Source organism: Streptomyces sp. NPDC044003, from assembly GCF_056435185.1.
This window is the reverse complement of record NZ_JBWKFA010000002.1, coordinates 744,067-762,924: the sequence shown is the minus strand read 5'-3', so window position 1 is coordinate 762,924 and position 18,858 is coordinate 744,067. Positions and strand designations below refer to the sequence as shown.

Annotated in this window: 18 protein-coding genes; 8 read left to right on the top strand and 10 right to left on the bottom strand. The window is 72.9% G+C overall.

Going from position 1 to position 18,858, the window contains the following annotated elements:
* Positions 1-53 precede the first annotated feature (53 nt).
* On the bottom strand, positions 54-1,247 hold the full coding sequence (locus AC07AW_RS10085) for a lipid-transfer protein (RefSeq protein ID WP_478814956.1): 1,194 nt from the start codon (positions 1,245-1,247) through the stop codon (positions 54-56).
* A gap of 13 nt (positions 1,248-1,260) precedes the next feature.
* Entirely contained in the window at positions 1,261-3,432 is a 2,172-nt protein-coding gene (locus AC07AW_RS10080; RefSeq protein WP_478814955.1) for an acyl-CoA dehydrogenase, read from the bottom strand.
* A gap of 143 nt (positions 3,433-3,575) precedes the next feature.
* Here AC07AW_RS10080 and AC07AW_RS10075 point away from each other — a divergent pair, with 143 nt between their 5' ends.
* The 4 genes from AC07AW_RS10075 to AC07AW_RS10060 all read left to right on the top strand — a co-directional run bounded on the left by AC07AW_RS10075 (position 3,576) and on the right by AC07AW_RS10060 (position 6,258).
* The gene (locus AC07AW_RS10075) at positions 3,576-4,454 is read left to right on the top strand and encodes an NmrA/HSCARG family protein (RefSeq protein ID WP_478814954.1); all 879 of its coding nucleotides are present in this window, start codon (positions 3,576-3,578) and stop codon (positions 4,452-4,454) included.
* 29 nt (positions 4,455-4,483) lie between these two features.
* Positions 4,484-4,909, top strand: coding sequence for a MarR family winged helix-turn-helix transcriptional regulator (locus tag AC07AW_RS10070; RefSeq protein WP_478814953.1), 426 nt, complete (start codon positions 4,484-4,486; stop codon positions 4,907-4,909).
* A 118-nt stretch (positions 4,910-5,027) separates the two neighbouring features.
* The gene (locus AC07AW_RS10065; RefSeq protein ID WP_478814952.1) at positions 5,028-5,432 is read left to right on the top strand and encodes a DUF4259 domain-containing protein; all 405 of its coding nucleotides are present in this window, start codon (positions 5,028-5,030) and stop codon (positions 5,430-5,432) included.
* A gap of 196 nt (positions 5,433-5,628) precedes the next feature.
* Entirely contained in the window at positions 5,629-6,258 is a 630-nt protein-coding gene (locus tag AC07AW_RS10060) for a class I SAM-dependent methyltransferase (protein ID WP_478814951.1), read from the top strand.
* 13 nt (positions 6,259-6,271) lie between these two features.
* On the opposite strand, the gene AC07AW_RS10055 is transcribed toward AC07AW_RS10060, so the two are convergent.
* A complete protein-coding gene (locus AC07AW_RS10055; protein ID WP_478814950.1) occupies positions 6,272-7,738 on the bottom strand; it encodes a hypothetical protein in 1,467 nt (488 codons plus the stop codon).
* A gap of 908 nt (positions 7,739-8,646) precedes the next feature.
* Here AC07AW_RS10055 and AC07AW_RS10050 point away from each other — a divergent pair.
* The 3 genes from AC07AW_RS10050 (at position 8,647) to AC07AW_RS10040 (ending at position 11,659) form a co-directional block, all read left to right on the top strand.
* On the top strand, positions 8,647-9,564 hold the full coding sequence (locus tag AC07AW_RS10050; protein ID WP_478814949.1) for an N-acetylmuramoyl-L-alanine amidase: 918 nt from the start codon (positions 8,647-8,649) through the stop codon (positions 9,562-9,564).
* Between the two features lie 121 nt (positions 9,565-9,685).
* On the top strand, positions 9,686-10,546 hold the full coding sequence (locus tag AC07AW_RS10045) for a DUF5336 domain-containing protein (protein WP_478814948.1): 861 nt from the start codon (positions 9,686-9,688) through the stop codon (positions 10,544-10,546).
* Between the two features lie 102 nt (positions 10,547-10,648).
* The gene (locus AC07AW_RS10040; protein ID WP_478814947.1) at positions 10,649-11,659 is read left to right on the top strand and encodes an LLM class F420-dependent oxidoreductase; all 1,011 of its coding nucleotides are present in this window, start codon (positions 10,649-10,651) and stop codon (positions 11,657-11,659) included.
* A 3-nt stretch (positions 11,660-11,662) separates the two neighbouring features.
* On the opposite strand, the gene AC07AW_RS10035 is transcribed toward AC07AW_RS10040, so the two are convergent.
* The 4 genes from AC07AW_RS10035 to AC07AW_RS10020 form a co-directional block, all read right to left on the bottom strand.
* Complete coding sequence (locus AC07AW_RS10035) at positions 11,663-12,208, bottom strand: hypothetical protein (RefSeq protein ID WP_478814946.1); 546 nt, start codon at positions 12,206-12,208, stop codon at positions 11,663-11,665.
* Between the two features lie 83 nt (positions 12,209-12,291).
* Complete coding sequence (locus AC07AW_RS10030) at positions 12,292-13,383, bottom strand: prenyltransferase/squalene oxidase repeat-containing protein (RefSeq protein ID WP_478814945.1); 1,092 nt, start codon at positions 13,381-13,383, stop codon at positions 12,292-12,294.
* The gene (locus tag AC07AW_RS10025) at positions 13,380-14,114 is read right to left on the bottom strand and encodes a class I SAM-dependent methyltransferase (protein WP_041128992.1); all 735 of its coding nucleotides are present in this window, start codon (positions 14,112-14,114) and stop codon (positions 13,380-13,382) included. The genes AC07AW_RS10030 and AC07AW_RS10025 overlap by 4 nt, the downstream gene beginning before the upstream one ends.
* A 103-nt stretch (positions 14,115-14,217) precedes the next feature.
* Complete coding sequence (locus AC07AW_RS10020) at positions 14,218-15,552, bottom strand: glycosyltransferase family 4 protein (protein WP_478814944.1); 1,335 nt, start codon at positions 15,550-15,552, stop codon at positions 14,218-14,220.
* Between the two features lie 217 nt (positions 15,553-15,769).
* Between AC07AW_RS10020 and AC07AW_RS10015 the strand changes: the two genes are divergently transcribed.
* The gene (locus AC07AW_RS10015; protein WP_351185931.1) at positions 15,770-16,393 is read left to right on the top strand and encodes a TetR family transcriptional regulator; all 624 of its coding nucleotides are present in this window, start codon (positions 15,770-15,772) and stop codon (positions 16,391-16,393) included.
* 56 nt (positions 16,394-16,449) lie between these two features.
* Here AC07AW_RS10015 and AC07AW_RS10010 read toward each other — a convergent pair whose 3' ends face one another.
* The 3 genes from AC07AW_RS10010 to AC07AW_RS10000 form a co-directional block, all read right to left on the bottom strand.
* The gene (locus AC07AW_RS10010) at positions 16,450-16,971 is read right to left on the bottom strand and encodes a hypothetical protein (protein WP_478815326.1); all 522 of its coding nucleotides are present in this window, start codon (positions 16,969-16,971) and stop codon (positions 16,450-16,452) included.
* A gap of 106 nt (positions 16,972-17,077) precedes the next feature.
* The gene (locus AC07AW_RS10005) at positions 17,078-17,311 is read right to left on the bottom strand and encodes a ferredoxin (protein WP_392152614.1); all 234 of its coding nucleotides are present in this window, start codon (positions 17,309-17,311) and stop codon (positions 17,078-17,080) included.
* A complete protein-coding gene (locus AC07AW_RS10000; RefSeq protein ID WP_478814943.1) occupies positions 17,311-18,774 on the bottom strand; it encodes an aldehyde dehydrogenase in 1,464 nt (487 codons plus the stop codon). Before AC07AW_RS10000 ends, AC07AW_RS10005 begins: the two co-directional genes overlap by 1 nt.
* Positions 18,775-18,858: the final 84 nt, after the last annotated feature.

The following is an 18,858-nucleotide window of genomic DNA, read 5'->3' as shown; positions in this document are numbered from 1 at the left end:
GCGACTCCGCCCCGTACATGGGGATTCGGTCGTAGGACGTGAGCGGGGTGGTCCTACGACTTCCGCAGCAGCGTCACCACCGCCGCGCCGCCCAGGCCGATGTTGTGCGCCAGGCCGACCCGCGCCCCCGCGACCTGCCGGGGTCCCGCCTCGCCCCGGAGCTGCCAGACCAGTTCGGCGGCCTGCGCGAGGCCGGTCGCGCCGAGCGGGTGGCCCTTGGAGATGAGGCCGCCGGAGGGGTTCACGACCCAGCGCCCGCCGTACGTGGTGGCGCCCGACTCGACGAGTTTGCCGGAGGCGCCCTCCTCGCACATGCCGAGCGCCTCATAGGTGAGCAGCTCGTTGATGGAGAAGCAGTCGTGGAGTTCGACGACGTCGACGTCCTCGATGCCGAGGCCGGAGCGTTCGTACGCGAGGCGGGCGGCGGCCCGGGACATCGGGCGGCCGACGGCGTCGATGCAGGAGCCGGAGGCGAAGGACTCCTCGGTGTCGGTGGTCATCGCCTGGCCGGCGATCTCCACGGCCCTGTCGCGCAGCCCGTGTTCGTCGACGAAGCGTTCGGAGACGACGACGGCGGCGGCCGCGCCGTCGGAGGTGGGCGAGCACTGGAGTTTGGTGAGCGGCCGGTGGACGGTCTTCGCGGCGAGGATCTCGTCGACCGTGTAGACGTCCTGGAACTGGGCGTTCGGGTTGTTCGCCGAGTGCTGGTGGTTCTTGGCGCCGACGGCCGCGAGCTGCACCTCGGTCGTCCCGTACCGCTCCATGTGCTCGCGGGCGGCGTTCCCGAAGATCTGGGCGGTGGGCGGGGACATCTCGAAGCCGTGGGCGGCGGCCATGATGCCGTAGTGCCGGGCGACGGGAGACGTCTTGAAGTCTCCGGCGCCCGACCCCCCGCCGAGCGAGCCCCGGCTCATCTTCTCGAAGCCGAGGGCGAGGACGCAGTCGGCGATGCCGCCCTCGACGAACTGCCGGGCGGTCATGAGGGCGGTGGAGCCGGTCGCACAGTTGTTGTTGAGGTTGTAGACGGGGATGCCGGAGAGCCCGAGCTCGTACACGGCGCGCTGGCCGGCGGTGGAGGCCTGGAAGCAGTAGCCGACGGCGGCCTGCTCCACGCGCGCGTAGGGGACGCCCGCGTCGGCGAGGGCGGCGGTGCCCGCCTCCTCGGCCATGTCCCAGTACTGCCAGTCCCGGGTCTCCGGCTTCTCGAACTTCGTCATCCCGACGCCGACGACGTACGCCTTGCCCATAGGAGGTTCCCCCTCAGTCCTTCGGGAGGCCGAGCAGGCGCTCGGCGACCACATTGAGCTGTACTTGCGTGGTGCCGCCCGCGATGGTGAGGCAGCGGGACATGAGCAGGCCGTGGACGGCCCGTTCGCCGGGGCCCTCGCGCACGGCGCCTTCGGGGCCGTGGAGTTCGAGGGTGAGTTCGGCGAGTCTCTGCTGGTGGAGGGTCTGGACGAGTTTGCGGACGCTGGCGCCCGCGCCGGGTTCGAGACCGGACACCTGGAGCAGGGTGGTGCGCAATCCGATGCACGCGAGCGCGTGCGCCTCGGCGAGCAGCGCCCCGATCCGTACGCGTACGGAGCTGTCGACCCGGTCCGCCCGGGCGATGACGGCTTCGAGGCCGGTGTCGAAGGCGACCTGGTCGGCCATGTGGACGCGTTCGTTGCCGAGGGTGTTGCGGGCGACGCGCCAGCCGTCGTTCACCTCGCCGACGACGGCGTCGGCGGGGAGGAGGGCGTCGTCGAACCAGACCTCGTTGAAGAGGGAGTCCCCGGTGATCTCCTTGAGCGGCCGGATGTCGATCCCCGGGGTGTTCCGCATGTCGACGAGGAAGTAGGTGAGCCCCTGGTGCTTGGGGGCGGTGGGGTCGGTGCGGGCGAGCAGGATGCCGTGGTGGGCCCACTGGGCGGCGCTCGTCCACACCTTCTGCCCGTTGATCCGCCAGCGCCCGTCCTCGGTGCGTTCGGCGCGGGTGCGGAGGGAGGCGAGGTCGGAGCCGGCGCCGGGCTCGGAGAAGAGCTGGCACCAGAGGCGTTCGCCGCGCAGGGTCGGGCCGAGGTGCTCGGCCTGCTGCTCCGGGGTGCCGTGGGCGAGCAGGGACGGCACCACCCAGGTGGCGATGCCGAGTCCGGCGACGGTGATCCCGGCCTCGTCGAGCTCGCGCTGGACGGCGAGCTGCTGGAGAGGGCCGGCGCCGAGCCCGTACGGCTCCGGGAGGTGCGGGGCCGCGTAGCCGGTGGGGGCGAGGGCGCGCCGGGCGGCGGCCGGGTCGAGCCCGGCGGCGGGGGCGACGGCCTCGCGGGCCTCGCGGCGGTACGTGTCGGCCTCGGGCGGCAGGTCGAGGCGGAGGCCGCGCCGGACGCCGGCGGAGGCGTGCCGGAGGGCGGCGAGCCGGTGGTGATCGCCGGTGCCGAGGAGCTGGCGGGCGACGAGGGCGCGGCGGAGCAGCAGGTGGGCGTCGTGCTCCCAGGTGAAGCCGGTGCCGCCGAGGATCTGGATGCAGTCCTTGGCGCAGGTGTAGGCGGTGTCGAGGGCGGTGGCGGCGGCGAGCGCGGCGGTGAGGGAGCGGACTCCCTCCTGGCCGTCCTGGCCGGCGCGGGCGGCGTCCCAGGTGAGGGCGCGGGCCTGTTCGAGCCGGACGAGCATGTCGGCGCAGAGGTGTTTGACGCCCTGGAACTGTCCGATGGGCCGGCCGAACTGTTCGCGGGTGCGGGCGTGTTCGGCGGCGGTCTCGACGGCGCGGGCGGCGGTGCCGCAGGCGTCGGCGGCGAAGAGGACGGCGGCGAGGTCGTGGACGAGGGGGGTGTCGAGGTCCAGGGCCTGCGCGGCGGGCACGTGGGCGGCGCGGGCGGTGATCTCGGCGGTGGGCCGGGTGGGGTCGGCGCTCTCGTGGGGCCGGACGGCGAGGCCCTCGGTGTCGGCGGCGAGCCAGACGGAGCCGTCGGCGGTCGCGGCCCGGAGGAGCACGAGGTCGGCCTGGGCGCCGCCGAGGACGGGGGGCGCGGTGCCGTCGAGGAGGTAGCCGCTCGCGGTGCGGACGGCGGTGAGGGTGCCGGTGCCGCCGAGGGCGACGGCCCCGATCCGCTCCCCACGCGCGAGCGTGCCCGCGGTTTCGTGCCGCCCGCACCGGTGGAGGAGTTCGGCGGCGAGTACGGAGGGCAGGTAGGGCCCGGGCAGCAGGGCCCGGGCCGCCTCCTCCACGACGACGGCGAGGTCCCCGAGGTCGCCGCCTCCGCCGCCGTGCTCCTCGGGGAGGTGCAGTCCGAGGAGCCCCTGATCGGCGGCGGCGTCCCAGTAGGCGGGGCGGCCGGTGGCGGTGTCGGGGACGTCCAGGTGCTTGCGGACTTCCTCGGGGGGTACGGCGCGGGTGAGCCAGCCCCGGACGGATCGGGCGAGCTCCCGCTGTTCGTGCGTGATGGCGATGCCCATGGGCCGCAGACTAGAACACGTTCCATTCTGACGGAAGGTCAGAAACCTGATTCGAGAAAACCTGCGCGACGCAGAGAAAATGAAGTAGAGTCTTCTGTGTAGCGCAGAGAATGCACTGCACAGCCACTACCCCAGGGGGAACCATGCTCACCGTCGCCGTCACCGGAGCCACCGGAGCCCAGGGCGGAGCCACCGCCCGCAGCCTGCTCGCCGCGGGCCACCGGGTCCGCGCCCTCACCCGCCGCCCCGACTCACCGGCCGCCGACGCCCTGCGCACCCTCGGCGCCGACGTGCGGTACGCGGACTTCGACGACCGCTCCTCACTCGACGCCGCCCTCGCGGGCGCCGACTCCCTCTTCGCCGTCACCGCCTTCGAGGCCGGCGCCGAGGTCGAGATCCGGCAGGGCAGGGCCCTCGTCGACGCGGCGGCGACCGCCCGCCTCGGGCATGTCGTCCTCACCTCCGTCGCCCACGCCGACCGCGACACCGGCGTCCCGCACTACGAGAGCAAGCGGGCGGTCGAGCACCACCTCTACGCCTCCGGCACGCCCTGGACGGTGATCGGCCCCGCCGCGTTCATGGACAACTACGCCGGCGGCTGGACCGCCGACGGACTGCGCGAGGGCACCTTCGCCTGGCCGATGCCGGCCGGCCGCCCGCTCGCGCTCATCTCCTCGCGGGACATCGGCGCGTTCGCCGCGCTCGCCCTCGGGCGCCGCGAGGACTTCACGGGCCGGCGCATCGACATCGCCGCCGACGAGCGCACCCCCGCGGAGATGACCGGCATCCTCGCCGCCGCCATGGGCCGCCCGGTCTCCTACGAGGAGGTCCCGCTCGACTATGTGCGCACCCGGTCCACGGACCTGGCCGCGATGTTCTCCTACTTCACGACGACCGGTCTCGACGTGGACGTCGCCGGGCTGCGCCGCGAGTTCCCCGAGGTCGGCTGGCACGGTTTCGACGACTGGGCCCGCACGCAGGACTGGACGTCGATACTGGCGCCGGAACCGTCCCACCACTGACACCTTCCTCACCGTTTGGAGAGTCCCAGATGGAGCACAGGCCCAAGCCCATCGGCTTTCTGCTCAACCGCACCGACGAAGCCCTCACGCGTGTCATGGACGGCACGCTCGGGGAGTTCGGCCTCACCCGCCTCGCCTGGCAGGTGCTCAACGTCGTCGAGGACGGCGACGGAACGACCGACGCCGAGGTCCTGTCGATCCTCTCGGCCAACGCCGACGCCCCCGCCCTGACCGCCGCGATCGACACCACCGTGACCGGCGGCTGGGTGTCCCGCCCGGCCCCGGGACGACTCGCCCTGACCCCCGACGGCACCCGCCGGCTGACCGAGGTCGGCACCCGGGTGGCCGCCTTCCGCACCCGGTCGGTCGAGGGCATCTCACCGGAGGAGTACGGGACCGCCGTCCGCGTCCTGGAGCGCATGATCGAGAACCTCGAAGGACCCGGCCGGCCCTGAGCGACGCGGCGCGCGGACGGCCGGGAGGGTCAGCCGCGCAGGCTCCTCGGAGGGCGTTGTCAGTGGGGGCTGCCACGCTGTCGGCACAGACGGAGGAAGAGCAGAGAGCGAGCACACCATGGGTACCTGGGACATCGGCCCCTTCGACAACGACACCGCCGCCGACTTCTCGTACCGGGTGGACGAGGCGCCGGAGGAGAAGCGGGCCGGGGTGCTGCTCTCGGCCTTCCGCGAGGTGACGGCGACGGGTGAGGAGTACCTGGACTCGGACCTGGCGGTGGAGGCGATCGCGTCGGCGGCGCTGGTGGCGGCGCAGTGCCCGGGCGGGGAGCCGGTCACCACCTCGTACGGCCCGAAGAAGCCGCTGCCCGTACTTCCGCCGGAGTTGCGTCCGGCGGCCGTCGAGGCCCTGGACCGGGTCCTCGCCGAGCCGTCCGAACTCCTGGAGCTCTGGGAGGAGTCGGACGGGGAGGAGTGGAAGGCGGGCGTACGGAGACTGCGGGCGGTCCTCGCGGGAGCCTGACCCGCCATCGGGCTGTCAGGCCCGGAGCAACGGCGAGGATCAGCATCCCTATGAGGGTCACCACGGTCGGACCGAGAGAGCGGGCCACTCGCTGGTGAGCGTCCCGGAGCGGCCCCTCCGTGACCGTGGTGGTTCGAGCGCGACGCATAGGGCACCATGGGCGCCCGTAGACGCGTACCCGCCAGTAGGAGTGACCATGTCCGAGCCCTCGCCCGAGATTCTTGCCGCCTTCGAGGCCGCGAAGGGGTTCATGCCCGTCGGGGAGGGGCTCGCGCTGTACGCGGCGGCCGTCGAGGCCGCGAAGCTGGGACTGCCCCTGCTCGAGGTCGGGACCTACTGCGGGCGGTCGACGATCCTGCTCGCGGACGCGGCCCGCCAGGCCGGGACGGTCGCGGTGACCGTGGACCACCACCGGGGCAGCGAGGAGCAGCAGCCGGGCTGGGAGTACCACGACACGAGCGTGGTGGACCCGGAGGTGGGCCTGATGGACACGCTGCCGACGTTCCGCCGCACGCTCCACAAGGCGGGCCTCGAGGAGCACGTGATCGCGGTGGTCGGCCGTTCGCCGCTGGTCGCCAGGACCTGGGGCGGGCAGCTCGGGCTGGTGTTCGTCGACGGCGGGCACACCGACGAGCACGCCACGAACGACTACGAGGGCTGGGCCCCCAAGGTCGCCCCCGGGGGCCTGCTGGTCATCCACGACGTCTTCCCGAACCCGGAGGACGGCGGCCAGGCGCCGTACCGGATCTATCTCCGCGCGCTGGAGTCGGGCGACTTCGAGGAGGTCTCGGTCACCGACTCGCTGCGGGTGCTCCGCCGCCGCTGACGCACGTGACGGCTCAGAAGAGCGAGGTCACGTACAGGCAGTTGGTGTAGCTGTAGCCCGGTTCGATCTTCGTCTTGCTCGACTTGGTGTCCCCCGCCGTGGAGGTGCCGGTGGCCGCGCGCTTCTGGAGGAAGTGGTAGTCGCCGGCCGGCAGGAGCAGGGTCGCCTTCGGATACTTCGAGGACGGCCCCGAGCAGGCCTTGATCTTCGGGGAGTTCACGAGCAGCGGGGTCTGGTACTTCTTGCAGGTCCCGCACGCCTTGAGGGTGACCTTGCCGGTCATCGGGCCCGTGTAGAGCAGCTCGACCTCGCCGGGGCCGTCGTTGCTGACCACCATGACCATGCGGGCGCCGCCGGGGACGTCGGCCGGGGGCAGGCGCCTGCCGGCGGCGGGCTCCTCCTCGGCGATCTCGGCGGCGATGGCGATCGAGCGGGCGTGGGCGGCCTGCGGGCTGTTCGGGTAGGCCTTGGCATAGTCGGTCATGGTCGTGGCCGCGGTGCTGAACTCCTTGTCCTTGAACTGGTCGGTGCCGCAGGCGAAGTCGCCCTCCTGGACCGCGTCCGCCACATCCTTCGACGCGGCTTCGAGGGACGGGTCCGGCATGTTGTCGAGGGAGGAGCGCAGCGCGCGCAGCTCGGCGGTGGCGTCGCAGGGCTCGGCACCGCGGAGGGCGGTGGTGCGGGTCTTGACGGCTGCCCGGACGGCCGGTTCGACGCGGGTCGCCTGGGTGGACTTCGGGAAGGTGTCGAGGAGCTCGTTGAGGCTCTCGTCGGCCGACGGGTTCGCCGTCTGCACGCCGAGCGCCGCCGTGCCGCACTGGTAGAGCGACTCGGCGAGCGGCTCGTCTGTCTTGGCGGGCCGGGAGCCGAGCAGTTCCTTGTCGACGGTGGCGGGGAGCTCGCGCAGGTGCTTGAGCGGCGGGACGGCCGCGCAGTACTGCTTCTTGTCGTACGGGGCGGAGACCGTCTTGTAGTACGCGTCGAGGCGGTCGGGGACGAGCTTCCCGGCCCGCGAGCCGACGTACTTCGTGCCGAGGTCCTGGTAGGTGTCGAGCGCCTTGCGGTAGGTCGGCTCGGCCTTGTCGAAGGCGAGGCCGTCGGCGGACTTCACCAGCGCGTCCGCCGCGGCGAGCCGTTCGAGGAGCGCCTGCTCCTTGGCCTCGTCGCGGGCGGCGCCGTACGCGAGCGAACCGCCCGCGGGGACGGCGAGCAGCACGAGGGCGAGCGGGAGCGCGAGGCGCCGGAAGGAGGCGCCGATGCGGAGGGTGGCGCGCAGTCCGCGCCGAGCGCCGTCGGCGGCGACGGCGAGCAGGAAGACGCCGTAGCCGACGAGGAGGCCGAAGGGCACGCCGTCGACGTCGGCGGGGAGCGCGACGACGAGCAGGGCGGCGGTGGCGAGCCAGCAGACCGCGGCGCCGACCCAGTTCCGCAGCAGGACGTAGCCGAGCCCGAGGCAGGAGAGGTTGAGCAGCCCGACCATCGCGGCCTGCGCCGGGTTCGCGTTGCCGGGGGGCTGGGGGCCGTGCCCGGGCGGCGGCCCGAAGCCGGGCGGGGCGCCGGGCGGCGGCGGCAGGGTCCCGCCCCCCGCCCACCCGGGCGCGGTCGCGGGCCCGGACGCAGCACCGGGACCGGGCAGAGGACCGGCGCCGGACGAGGCGGCCGTGCCCGCGGGCGGAGTACCGCCGGAACCTGCGCCGGGCGGCGGCCCGAAGCCGGGCGTGGACGCACCGGCACCGGGACCGGCACCGGACGGGGTGGCGGCGGCCGAGGGCGGAGTGGCCTCAGGACCTGCGCCGGGCGGCGGGCCGAAGGCAAGCGTGGGCGCACCGGCGGCGGGCGTGGCCGGAGCGCCAGGGGCAGCCGGGCCGGATGGGGCGGCGGCCTCGGGTCCAGCGCCTGGCGGCGACCCGAAGCCTAGCGTCGGCGCTCCCGCGCCCGGCGCTGCCGGAGTCGCCGGAGCACCGGAGGCAGCCGGGGCGGGTGCGGCCGTGGCCCCAGCCCCCGCGTCGGACGCCGGGCCGAAGCCGGCAGCCCCGGCCGGTGGCGTCGGCGGTGCCCACGGCGGCTCGGGCGCTCCCGCAGGGCCTCCGGGCGGCGGTCCGGTCGGTGCCGGGTCCGGGTGCGCGGCCGGGTCCGCCGCCGTTCCGCGCTTCTGGTCTAAGCCGTCCTCGCCCGGTGGTCTGTCGGTCGGCTCGGGACGTGCGTCGTTCGGTTCTTCCCCCACCACGGTTCCCCCTCGTGGGTCCATGCGCGGTGACACCCCACCGTCGCCCTTCCCCCCTACCCTTCACGGTTCGCTCACACGCGTCCACCGATCCATGAAGCCGGTGACCGACCTGCGACGTACCCCTACGGCGTTTCGCCCCGCGCAGGGCCTAAAGTCGCGGGGTGCCGTACGACCACCGGAACACCGCCCGCCGTACCCTCGCCCTCGCCCTCGCCGCCACGGGCTGCTGCGCCGTGCTCGCCGGGTGCGCGACCTCACAGGCCTCGTCGCCGAACGAGAAGGCGGGGCAGTCCCAGGCCACCCAGGGCGAGAGCGGGACGCAGTCCCGGCCGCCGTTCGCCTCCGCCCCCGCCTCCCCCTCCTCGCCCCGGACCCCCCACGCGCCGCCCGCAGCCCCGGGAAGCGGCTCGCTCGCCGGGAGGACCATCGTCATCGACCCCGGCCACAACTCCGGCAATTTCCAGCATTCGTCCGAAATCAACCAGAAGGTCAACATCGGGACGAACCGCAAGGAGTGCGACACCACCGGCACCTCCACCAACGCCGGTTACACGGAGGCCTCGTTCACCTTCGACGTCTCGCACCGACTGCGGGACCTCCTCACCGCGCGCGGCGCCAAGGTGGTCCTCACCCACGACGGCGACCGCCCCTGGGGCCCGTGCATCGACGAGCGGGCCAGGATCGGCAACGCCGCCCACGCCGACGCCGTCGTCTCCGTCCACGCGGACGGCTCGGCCGTCGGCCACCGCGGCTTCCATGTGATCCTGCCCGCGAAGGTGCGGGCGGGCTCCGCCGACACAGCGAAGATCGTCGCCCCCTCCCGCACCCTCGGTGAGCGGATCGTGGACACCTTCGCCCGCGCCACCGGAACCTCGCCCGCCAACTACATCGGTTCCGGTACGGGGTTGGACGTACGGGACGACCTCGGCGGCCTCAACCTCTCGACCGTTCCCAAGGTCTTCGTCGAATGCGGCAATATGCGTGACCCGAAGGACGCCCAGCTGCTCACGTCGCCGACGTGGCGGCAGAAGGCGGCACAGGGACTTGCGGACGGCATCGCCACCTACCTCAAGGGGTAGAACCCGCGGGCGATAGATTCGCTCCGTACGATGGGGGCCCCGCCCCCCGTGCCACGAACCCGAGCGCCATGACCTGAGCGCCACTCGACGCGACGACCGACGACCGACGAAGGACTCTTACGTGAATATCCGCTCCCTCACCCGAGGCGATGGCGTGCTGATCGGCGCAGCGGTGGTGCTGTTCATCGCCTCGTTCCTCGGCATCGCCGGCTGCGACGCCGGCGCCGAAATCTGTGACAAGTTCGACAGCCCGAACTCGTGGGAGCTCTCGTACCTCGGCTGGGGCTCCTTCTTCGTCGGCATCGCGGGCGCCGCCCTCGTCGTCGCCTCCCGCGCCCTGCCGCAGCAGCGCAAGGTGGCCGGCCTGGAGCTCGGTCAGGTCGGTGCCGCGTTCACCATCGCGTCCGCCTGGACCCTGCTCATGTGGATCTTCGAGGCGGAGAGCGCCGGTGCGGGCCTGATCCTCGGCCTCATCGCCGCCCTGGTCCTGGCCGGTGCCGCCGTCGCCGGTCCGCTGGTTCCGGCCCTGAAGGCGCCGCTCGTCGGCGCGCCCAAGCCGCAGACCCCGCAGCCGTACGGCATGCAGCCCGGCCAGCCGGGTCAGCCGGGTCAGCCGGGTGTCCCCGGTGGCTACGGCTACCCGGGTGCGCAGCAGTCGCCGTACGGCGGCCCGCAGGACCCGTCCCAGGGCCAGCCGTTCGGCGCGCAGGCCGCCGCCCCGCAGCCGCAGGCCGTGCACCAGCCCGAGCCGCAGGCGGCCGCTCCGGCCCCGCAGCCGGCCTCGGACTTCGCGCCGTTCTGGTTCGCGGTCCCGGTCGCGCGTCCGCTGTACGCGGAGGACGGCTCGCAGGCGCCGATCGCCGAGCTGGCCCCGGGTACCTGGTACCTGGCGGTCGAGCAGCGCGGTCCCGGCCTGGTGGCCCAGACGCAGGACGGCCGCCGCGGTGTCCTCCAGGACACGACGGGCATCCAGCGCGGCTGATCACCCCCGCTCGGCCCCCCGCCCGGATCTCTTCCGGGCGGGGGGCCGTTGCCGTACAGTCCCCGCAACACACCTGACGGAGCGTCAGAAAGGATGTGGGGCATGCGACTCGGACTCGCCCTCGGCTACTGGGGCCGCGGCCCCTCCCCCGCCCACCTCGACCTCGCCCGCGAGGCCGAACGGCTCGGCTACGACTCCGTGTGGACCGCCGAGGCCTGGGGCTCCGACGCCTTCACCGCGCTGACCTGGATCGCCGCGCACACCAGCCGCATCAGGCTCGGCACCGCCGTCGCACAGATGGCCGCCCGCGCGCCCACCACCACCGCGATGCACGCACTCACGCTCGACCACCTCTCCGGCGGGCGCGTGCTGCTCGGGCTCGGCCTGTCCGGGCCGCAGGTCGTCGAGGGCTGGTACGGGCGCCCCTTCCCCCGCTCCCCGCTGACCGCGACCCGCGAGTACGTGGACGTGGTCCGTCAGGTGCTGCGCCGCGAGGCCCCCGTACGGCTCGACGGACGCCACCACTCCCACCCGTACAACGGCCCGGACGGCACCGGCCTCGGCAAGGCCCTCAAGCCGATCACGCACCCGCTGCGCGCCGACGTCCCCGTGCTGCTCGGCGCCGAGGGACCCAAGAACATCGCGCAGACCCTCGCCATCGCCGACGGCTGGCTGCCCCTCTACTGGACGCCCGACCGCTGGGCCGAGGTGTACGCCCTCCCGGACACGCTCCCCGAGCGCTTCCTCGTCGCACCGATGGTCCGGGCGCAGCTCTGCGAGGACGTGACGGCGGGGCTGCTGCCGGTCAAGGCGATGCTCGGCTTCTACATCGGCGGCATGGGGCACGCGGCCCGGAACTTCCACGCCGACCTGATGGGGCGCATGGGGTACGAGAAGGAGGCCCGCCGCATCCAGGAACTGTTCGCGGCGGGGCGGCGCGAGGAGGCGGTACTGGCCGTACCGGACGCCTTCGCGGACGAGATCTCCCTGGTCGGACCCAGGGAGCGGATCGCCGAGCGGCTGGAGCGATGGCGGCAGGGCCCCGTGACGGACCTGCTGGTCACGGCACCGGACCCGGCCACCCTCCGCCTCCTCGCGGAGCTCAACTCCTGAGACCTACCCACCACTCAGCTGCGAAGCGCTGGGGACCTGGTCCACGACCTCCGCACCGGCACTCTTACCGGCGTCCTTCACGCTGTTGATGATGTTCTCGAAGGCGCCGACGTCCGCGGCGCCCACCTCGCCCTTGCGGAGCTTCGTCCCCAGGCCCTTGAGCGACTCGATGCCCGCGGTGAGCGGCGCGACGGCCTTCGAGAGCAGCGGGTCGCCCTTGGCGTTGTTCAGCGCCGCCTTGAGCCTGTTGTACGTGAACGCGCCCGCGAGCCCTGCCTTCACCAGGGCGAAGGTCCGGCCGTCCGCGCCCTTCTTGAACGTGCCGGCGCGGTACGGCTTCACGATCCACTGGTACGTGGCACCCGCGGCCAGACCGGCGTTGGCCACGAACCGCGTCTTCGCCAGCTTCTGCTGCTCGAAGCTCGCGGAGGCCGACGGGGTCGCGGCACTGCCGGTGTTCTTCGTGTCGTCGTTGCACGCGGCGGTGGTCAGGAGCAGGGTGCAGGACAGCAGCAGCGCCACGACTCCACGTGAGACACCTCTGGGCACGACGGGACCTCCCTGACGACGGTCCCGCCAGCCTCACCCGGCCCCGCGGCGCCCGCCACCGGGGCGACGCCGATCGGGGCCGCTCAGGCGCCGCAGCAGTCCGGTTCGAGGCCCGTGGGGAGGCGGTCGCCGCCGAAGACGGCGACGGTCGCCTCCTCGCCGCCGAGGGCCGCGACCGCGAGGAGGAGCGAGCCCGCCGTCCAGGCGGTCTGCTCCTCGGGCCACACGGCCTTGTCGCTCTCCGTGGCGCCCTCGAAGACGTACCCCGTCCAGTACATGCCGTTCCCGGCGCGCAGGTGCTGGATGTCCTGGAGGATCGTGAGAGCCCGGTCGGACTCCCCCATCGCCCAGAGCGCGAGGGCGAGCTCGCAGCTCTCGCCGCCGGTGACCCACGGGTTGGGGACGACGCAGCGCACGCCGAGGCCGGGGACGACGAACCGCTCCCAGTCGGCGTCGATCCGGGTCTTCGCGTCGGCCCCGGTGACCGCGCCGCCGAGGACCGGGTAGTACCAGTCCATGGAGTAGCGGGACTTGTCGAGGAAGCGCTCGGGGTGCCGGCGGATCGCATGGCCGAGGGCCCCCGCGGCCAGCTCCCAGTCGGGCTGCGCCTCCTCACGGACCTCGGCGATCGCGAGGGCGCAGCGCAGCGCCTGGTGGATCGACGAACTGCCCGTCAGGAGCGCGTCGTTCACCGGCGTCCCGTCGGGCTCGCGCTTCCAGCCGATCTGGCCGCCGGGCCGCTGGAGCCCGAGGACGAACTCGACGGCGGCGTAGACGACGGGCCACATCCGGTCGAGGAAGGCGTCGTCGCCGGTGGAGAGGTAGTGGTGCCAGACGCCGACCGCGATGTACGCGACGAAGTTGGACTCACGGCTGGAGTCGGTGACCTGCTCCGGGTCGCCGTCGTGGTACGCCGCGTACCAGGAGCCGTCGCCGTTCTGGTGGCGGGCGAGCCACTCGTAGGCGCGGGCCGCGGCCTCGTGCTCGCCGGCCGCGTCCAGGGCCATGGCGGCCTCGGTGTGGTCCCAGGGGTCCAGGTGGTGGCCGCGGAACCAGGGTATGGCGCCGTCCTCGCGCTGCACCGCGAGGATCCCGGCGACGGTCTCGGCGGCCTGCTCGGCGGTGAGCACCCCGGGCAGGACGAGGTGCTCGGCGATCCGCTCGGGAAGGGTCACTGCGCGTCGGCCTTGGGGAGGTGGGGCTTGGTGGCGTAGGCGACGAAGCTCTTGCCGACGACCGGGTTGAGCAGCTGCTCGGCGACCCGGGTCAGGGCGGGCTTCTTCATGATGTCCCAGACCAGGAGCTTGTGGTACGCGCGGACCGGCAGCGCCTTGTCGTTGTCGACACCGAAGGCGCACTTCAGCCACCAGTACGGCGAGTGCAGCGCGTGCGCGTGGTGGGTGCCGTACGGCTTGAGGCCGGCCTGCCGGATCTTGGCGAGCAGCTCGTCGGCCTTGTAGATGCGGATGTGGCCGCCCTCGACCTCGTGGTACGCGTCGGAGAGCGCCCAGCAGACCTTCTCGGGGCCGTACCGGGGCACGGTGATCGCGATCCGGCCGCCCGGCTTGAGGACGCGGACCATCTCGGCGAGCACGCCCTTGTCGTCGGGGATGTGCTCCATGACCTCGGAGATGATGACGACGTCGAAGGACTCGTCGGGGAACGGCAGGTTGAGCGCGTCGCCCTCCATCGCGGTGGCGGTGGCGCCGGCGGGGGCCTCACCGGCCTCCTTCATGGCCGCGAACCACTTGGCGACCTCGCGGATCTCCTCGCCGTTCTGGTCGAGGGCCACGACCTGGGCGCCGCGCCGGTAGCACTCGAAGGCGTGCCGGCCCGCACCGCAGCCCAGGTCGAGCACACGATCGCCGGGGGCGAGCGGGAAGCGGGTGAAGTCGACGGTCAGCACGGGGTCTGCCTTTCGGGGAGGAGGGTTGTGGGCAGGCGTTCCGCCGGGGCGAGGGTGGGCACAACCCACCCACCGGGCTGCACCCGGCGCGCAAGGCTGAGCATCACCGGCGGGCTCCGGCCCCTTGCCGGGCCACGGCCTCGCGGTACAGCTCGGCCGTCCCCTGCGCCGCACGCGCCCAGGTGAAGTTGGCCAGGACCCGCTCACGGCCGGCCCGGCCGAGCCGCGCCCGCAGCTCCGCATCGCCCAGCACCCGGCCCAGCGCGGCGGAAAGTGCTCCCGCGTCGCCCGGCGGCACGGCGAGGCAGGTCTCACCATCGGCCCCGGCGACCTCCGGGATCGCCCCGCCCGTCGTGGCGACCAGCGGCGTCCCGGTCGCCATGCCCTCCGCCGCCGGCAGCGAGAACCCCTCGTACAGCGAGGGCACGCAGGCGACCTGGGCGGACCGGTAGAGGTCGACGAGCTCCGCGTCGCTGATGCCCTTGACGAACTCGACGGCCCCGTCGAGCCCGTACCGCTCGATCGCGGCGGCGACCGGCCCGTCCTCGGCGCGCTTGCCGACGACGACGAGGTGCGCGTCGGGGTTCTCCGTACGGAGCTTGGCGAGCGCCTCGATCAGGTGGACCAGGCCCTTGAGGGGGACGTCCGCGCTGGAGGTGGTGACGATCCGGCCGGGGATCTCGGCGACGGACGGGTCCGGGGACCAGAGGTCGGTGTCGGCGCCGATGTGGACGACCTTGATGCGGTCCTCGCGGACGCCGAGGTGCTCGACGATCTCCTGGCGTGAGGTGCCGGAGACGGTGAGGACGGACGGCAGCCGGCGGGCGACCTTCTTCTGCATGCCGGTGAAGGCGTACCAGCGGCGGACGGAGGCGCGGCGCTTCCAGTCGGCGGCGGCGTCGAGTTCGAGCTGCCGGTCGACGGTGATCGGGTGGTGGATCGTCGTCACGAGCGGCGCGCCGATCGCGCGCGGGCCGCCGAGGAGTCCGTACCCGAGGGTCTGGTTGTCGTGGACGACGTCGAAGTCGCCGCGGCGGGCGGCGAGCATGCGCCGGGCCCGCAGGGAGAAGGTGAGCGGCTCGGGGAAGCCGCCGGTCCACATGGTGGCGACTTCGAGGGCGTCGATCCAGTCCCGGTACTCCTCGCGCTTCGGGGTCCGGAAGGGGTCCGGCGAGCGGTAGAGGTCGAGGCTGGCGATCTCGGTGAGCTTGAGTCCCGCGAGGTCCTCGCCCTCGTCCAGGACGGGGTACGGCTGGGAGCCGATGACCTCGACGCTGTGGCCGAGGCGGGCGAGCTCGCGGGAGAGGTGCCGGACGTAGACGCCCTGGCCCCCGCAGAACGGGTTCCCCTTGTACGTGAGGAGAGCGATCCGCAACGGACGGTCACCGGCAGCGGTGACGCCCTGTCGGGGGCTTGCCTCTATGGCCTCAGCGGTCATGCGCGACCCCCTTCGAGCGTGCGTTTCGCGGGAGCGTAACCGCTCGCGCTAATCTAGAACAAGTTACAGACTTGAACGTTCTTGATCCTTCAAGGAGCACAGAATCTACCGGCAGGTAGCTCCGTGGTGAGAGCCGGAACAGGTGATTCGCGCCACGGCGGCCGCACGGCCATACTGTCGCTCCCCACCGAACGGAAGCCGCACGGAACGGGACCTCATGACCGCAGAGAACAGAGCGGACCACAGACCCGCGTCGCCGCCCCTCACGGAGCGCCAGGAGGCGCGGCGCCGCCGCATCCTGAACGCCAGCGCCCAGCTCGCGGCCAGGGGCGGATTCGACGCCGTGCAGATGCGGGAGGTCGCCGAGGCGGCGGGGGTCGCCCTGGGCACCCTGTACCGGTACTTCCCGTCCAAGATCCACCTGCTCGTCGCGACCATGCAGGACCAGCTCCAGCACATGCACACCACGCTGCGGAAGCGCCCGCCGGCGGGTGCCGACCCGGCGGAGCGGGTCGCCGAGACCCTGATGCGCGCCTTCCGGGCGCTCCAGCGGGAACCGCAGCTGGCCGACGCGATGGTGCGGGCGCTGACCTTCGCGGACCGCAGTGTGAGCCCCGAGGTCGACACGGTCTCCCGGCTGACGACCGCGATCATCCTGGACGCGATGGGGGCGGAGCACCCGACGCCGAGCCAGCTCTCGGCGGTCCGGGTGATCGAGCACACCTGGCACTCGGCGCTGATCACCTGGCTGTCCGGACGCGCCTCGATCGCACAGGTGAAGATCGACATCGAGACGGTCTGCCGCCTGATCGACCTGACGGCGCCGGAGCCCGCGGTCTGAGGCCTCCCGCCCGGGCCCCCGGCGGTTCGCCTGCCGGGGGCCCGGGCGGTGCGGGGTCAGGAGCCCTGCGTCTTGGCGTTGCTGGCCGCGAGGACCGCCTCGCACTCCGCGCTGCTGTCGACGGCCACGAACATCACCAGCTTCAGCGGGCCGGCCGCGTGGTTGCTGGCCTGGAGCTTCCAGCTGCCCTTCTTCAGCGACTTGATCACCGAGCCGCCCACCTCGGAGCTCCGCTCCTCGCTCCAGCCGCCCCCGGTCAGGGTCGCGACCGTGCCGGCATACGACTTCGCCGGGTCCGCGGCCTTCTCGGCGTCTGCCGTCCAACTGACCATGCACTCCTTGGCCTCGGCCGGCACGGCCTCGCCCGAGGAGTCCTGGGTGAAGCCGGCGCCGGTCGCCGCGTCCGTCAACTCCTTGGTGACGGCGGCCGCGTCCAGCTTCTCGTCGCTCGCACCACCCGCACCGGAACCGCCCGTCGCGGCCGAACCGGCGGAGGACGAACCGCCCTTGTCCGTACCGCCCTCGCTGCCACAACCCGCAACGAGCAGCACCACACCAGCGGCCGCGGCCACCCACATCGCCTTGCGCACAACACTCCCAATTCCGCGCGCACGAAGGCCCCTTGCCCCCGTGACCAAGGGGCCCAGTTTTGCACGTGGGAACGACCGCTCCGCCCCGACACCGCTACTCCTCCGGTGGGAACACCGGCTCTCCTCCGTCCGCCAGGGTGATCAGGATCGCCTCCACCGGGCAGCCCTCCGCCGCCGCGAGGAGGCGCTCGCCCGCGTCCGTCTCCGGCTCCACCGGGTGGGACTGGCGGGCCGTGTCGAGGCGGAAGCCGCCCGGGGCGTGGTTGACGCACATACCGGAGCCGATGCAGACACCCCGGTCGACCTCGACGCGCCAGCGGTCCCCCATCACGCCCCGCCCTCGTAGCCGCCGGGGAGGTGGATCATCTTGTGCTCCAGGTACTCGCCGAAGCCCTCGGGGCCGAACTCCCGCCCCAGGCCCGAGTTCTTGTAGCCGCCGAAGGGGCCGAGCATGTCGAGGCTGAAGGTGTTGACGTTGAAGGTGCCGGTGCGGACCTGGCGGGCGAAGTCGATGCCGTGCTCCACGTCGCCGGTCCAGACGCTGCCACTGAGCCCGAAGTCGGAGTCGTTCGCGATCCGCCGCGCCTCGTCCTCGTCCCCGTACGGCAGGAGACAGATGACCGGGCCGAAGATCTCCTCACGGGCGATCCGCATGGAGTTGTCGACGTCGCCGAAGAGGGTCGGCTCGACGTACCAGCCCCGGTCGAGGCCCTCCGGGCGGCCGCCGCCGGTGAGCAGCTTCGCGCCCTCCGCCTGACCGATCCCGATGTAGTCGAGGGAGCGCTGCTGCTGGCGCCGGGCGACGAGCGGGCCGACCTGGGTGGCCGGGTCGAGCGGGTCGCCGACCACGAGCGCGCCGGCCGCGGCGGCGAAGGCCTCGGCGATCTCCTCGTACCGCGCGCGGGGCGCGAGGATACGGGTCTGGGCCACGCAGGCCTGCCCGTTGTTCATCCAGGCGGCCGGGACGATCCCGGCGATGGCGGTCTCCAGGTCCGCGTCCGGCAGGATCACGGCGGCGGACTTGCCGCCCAGTTCGAGGGTGACGCGGGTGAGGTTGCGGGAGGCGACCTCCATGACCCGCTTGCCGGCGGCGACCGAGCCGGTGAAGGAGACCTTGTCGACGCCGGGGTGGCCGACGAGGTACTCGCTGACCTCGCGGTCGGCGGGAAGGATCGACAGGACCCCCTCCGGGAGACCGGCCTCGGCGGCGATCTCGCCGAGGATGTACGAGTCGAGGGGCGACTCCGGCGAGGGCTTGAGGATCACCGTGCAGCCGGCGAGCAGCGCGGGCCCCAGCTTGGCGGCGGCGGTGAACTGCGGCACGTTCCACGGGACGACGGCCGCGACGACCCCGACCGGCTCGCGCCGCACGAGCAGCGGTCCGAGGACACCGCCGCGCCGCTCCTCGTACGGGAAGTCCCGGGCGACGGTGATCGCCGCGTCCCAGACCATCATCGCGCCGAGCGCCTGGGCGAGGACGGACCAGGAGTACGGGGAGCCGTTCTGCGCGCTGATGGAGCGGCCGATCTCCTCGTACCGCACGGCGATCGCGTCCTTGATGCGGGTCACGACGGCGATCCGCTCCTCGATCGTCATCCGTGGCCAGGGCCCTTCGTCGAAGGCCCGTCGGGCAACGGCGACGGCCCGGTCGACATCGGCCTCGGAGGCGTGCGGGACACGGCCGATGACCTGCTCGGTGTGCGGGGAGATCACCTCGATGACCCCGTCGGAGAGCGGGTCGGTCAACTCCCCGCCGATGAACAGCTTTCCGTGCTCCACAAGCTCGGTCATGACCGCTGCCTCCCGAGGAGATGGAATTGCCTGCCGATGTTCCTGACGATGTTCCTGACGGTGCTTCAGAACTGATACCAGTTC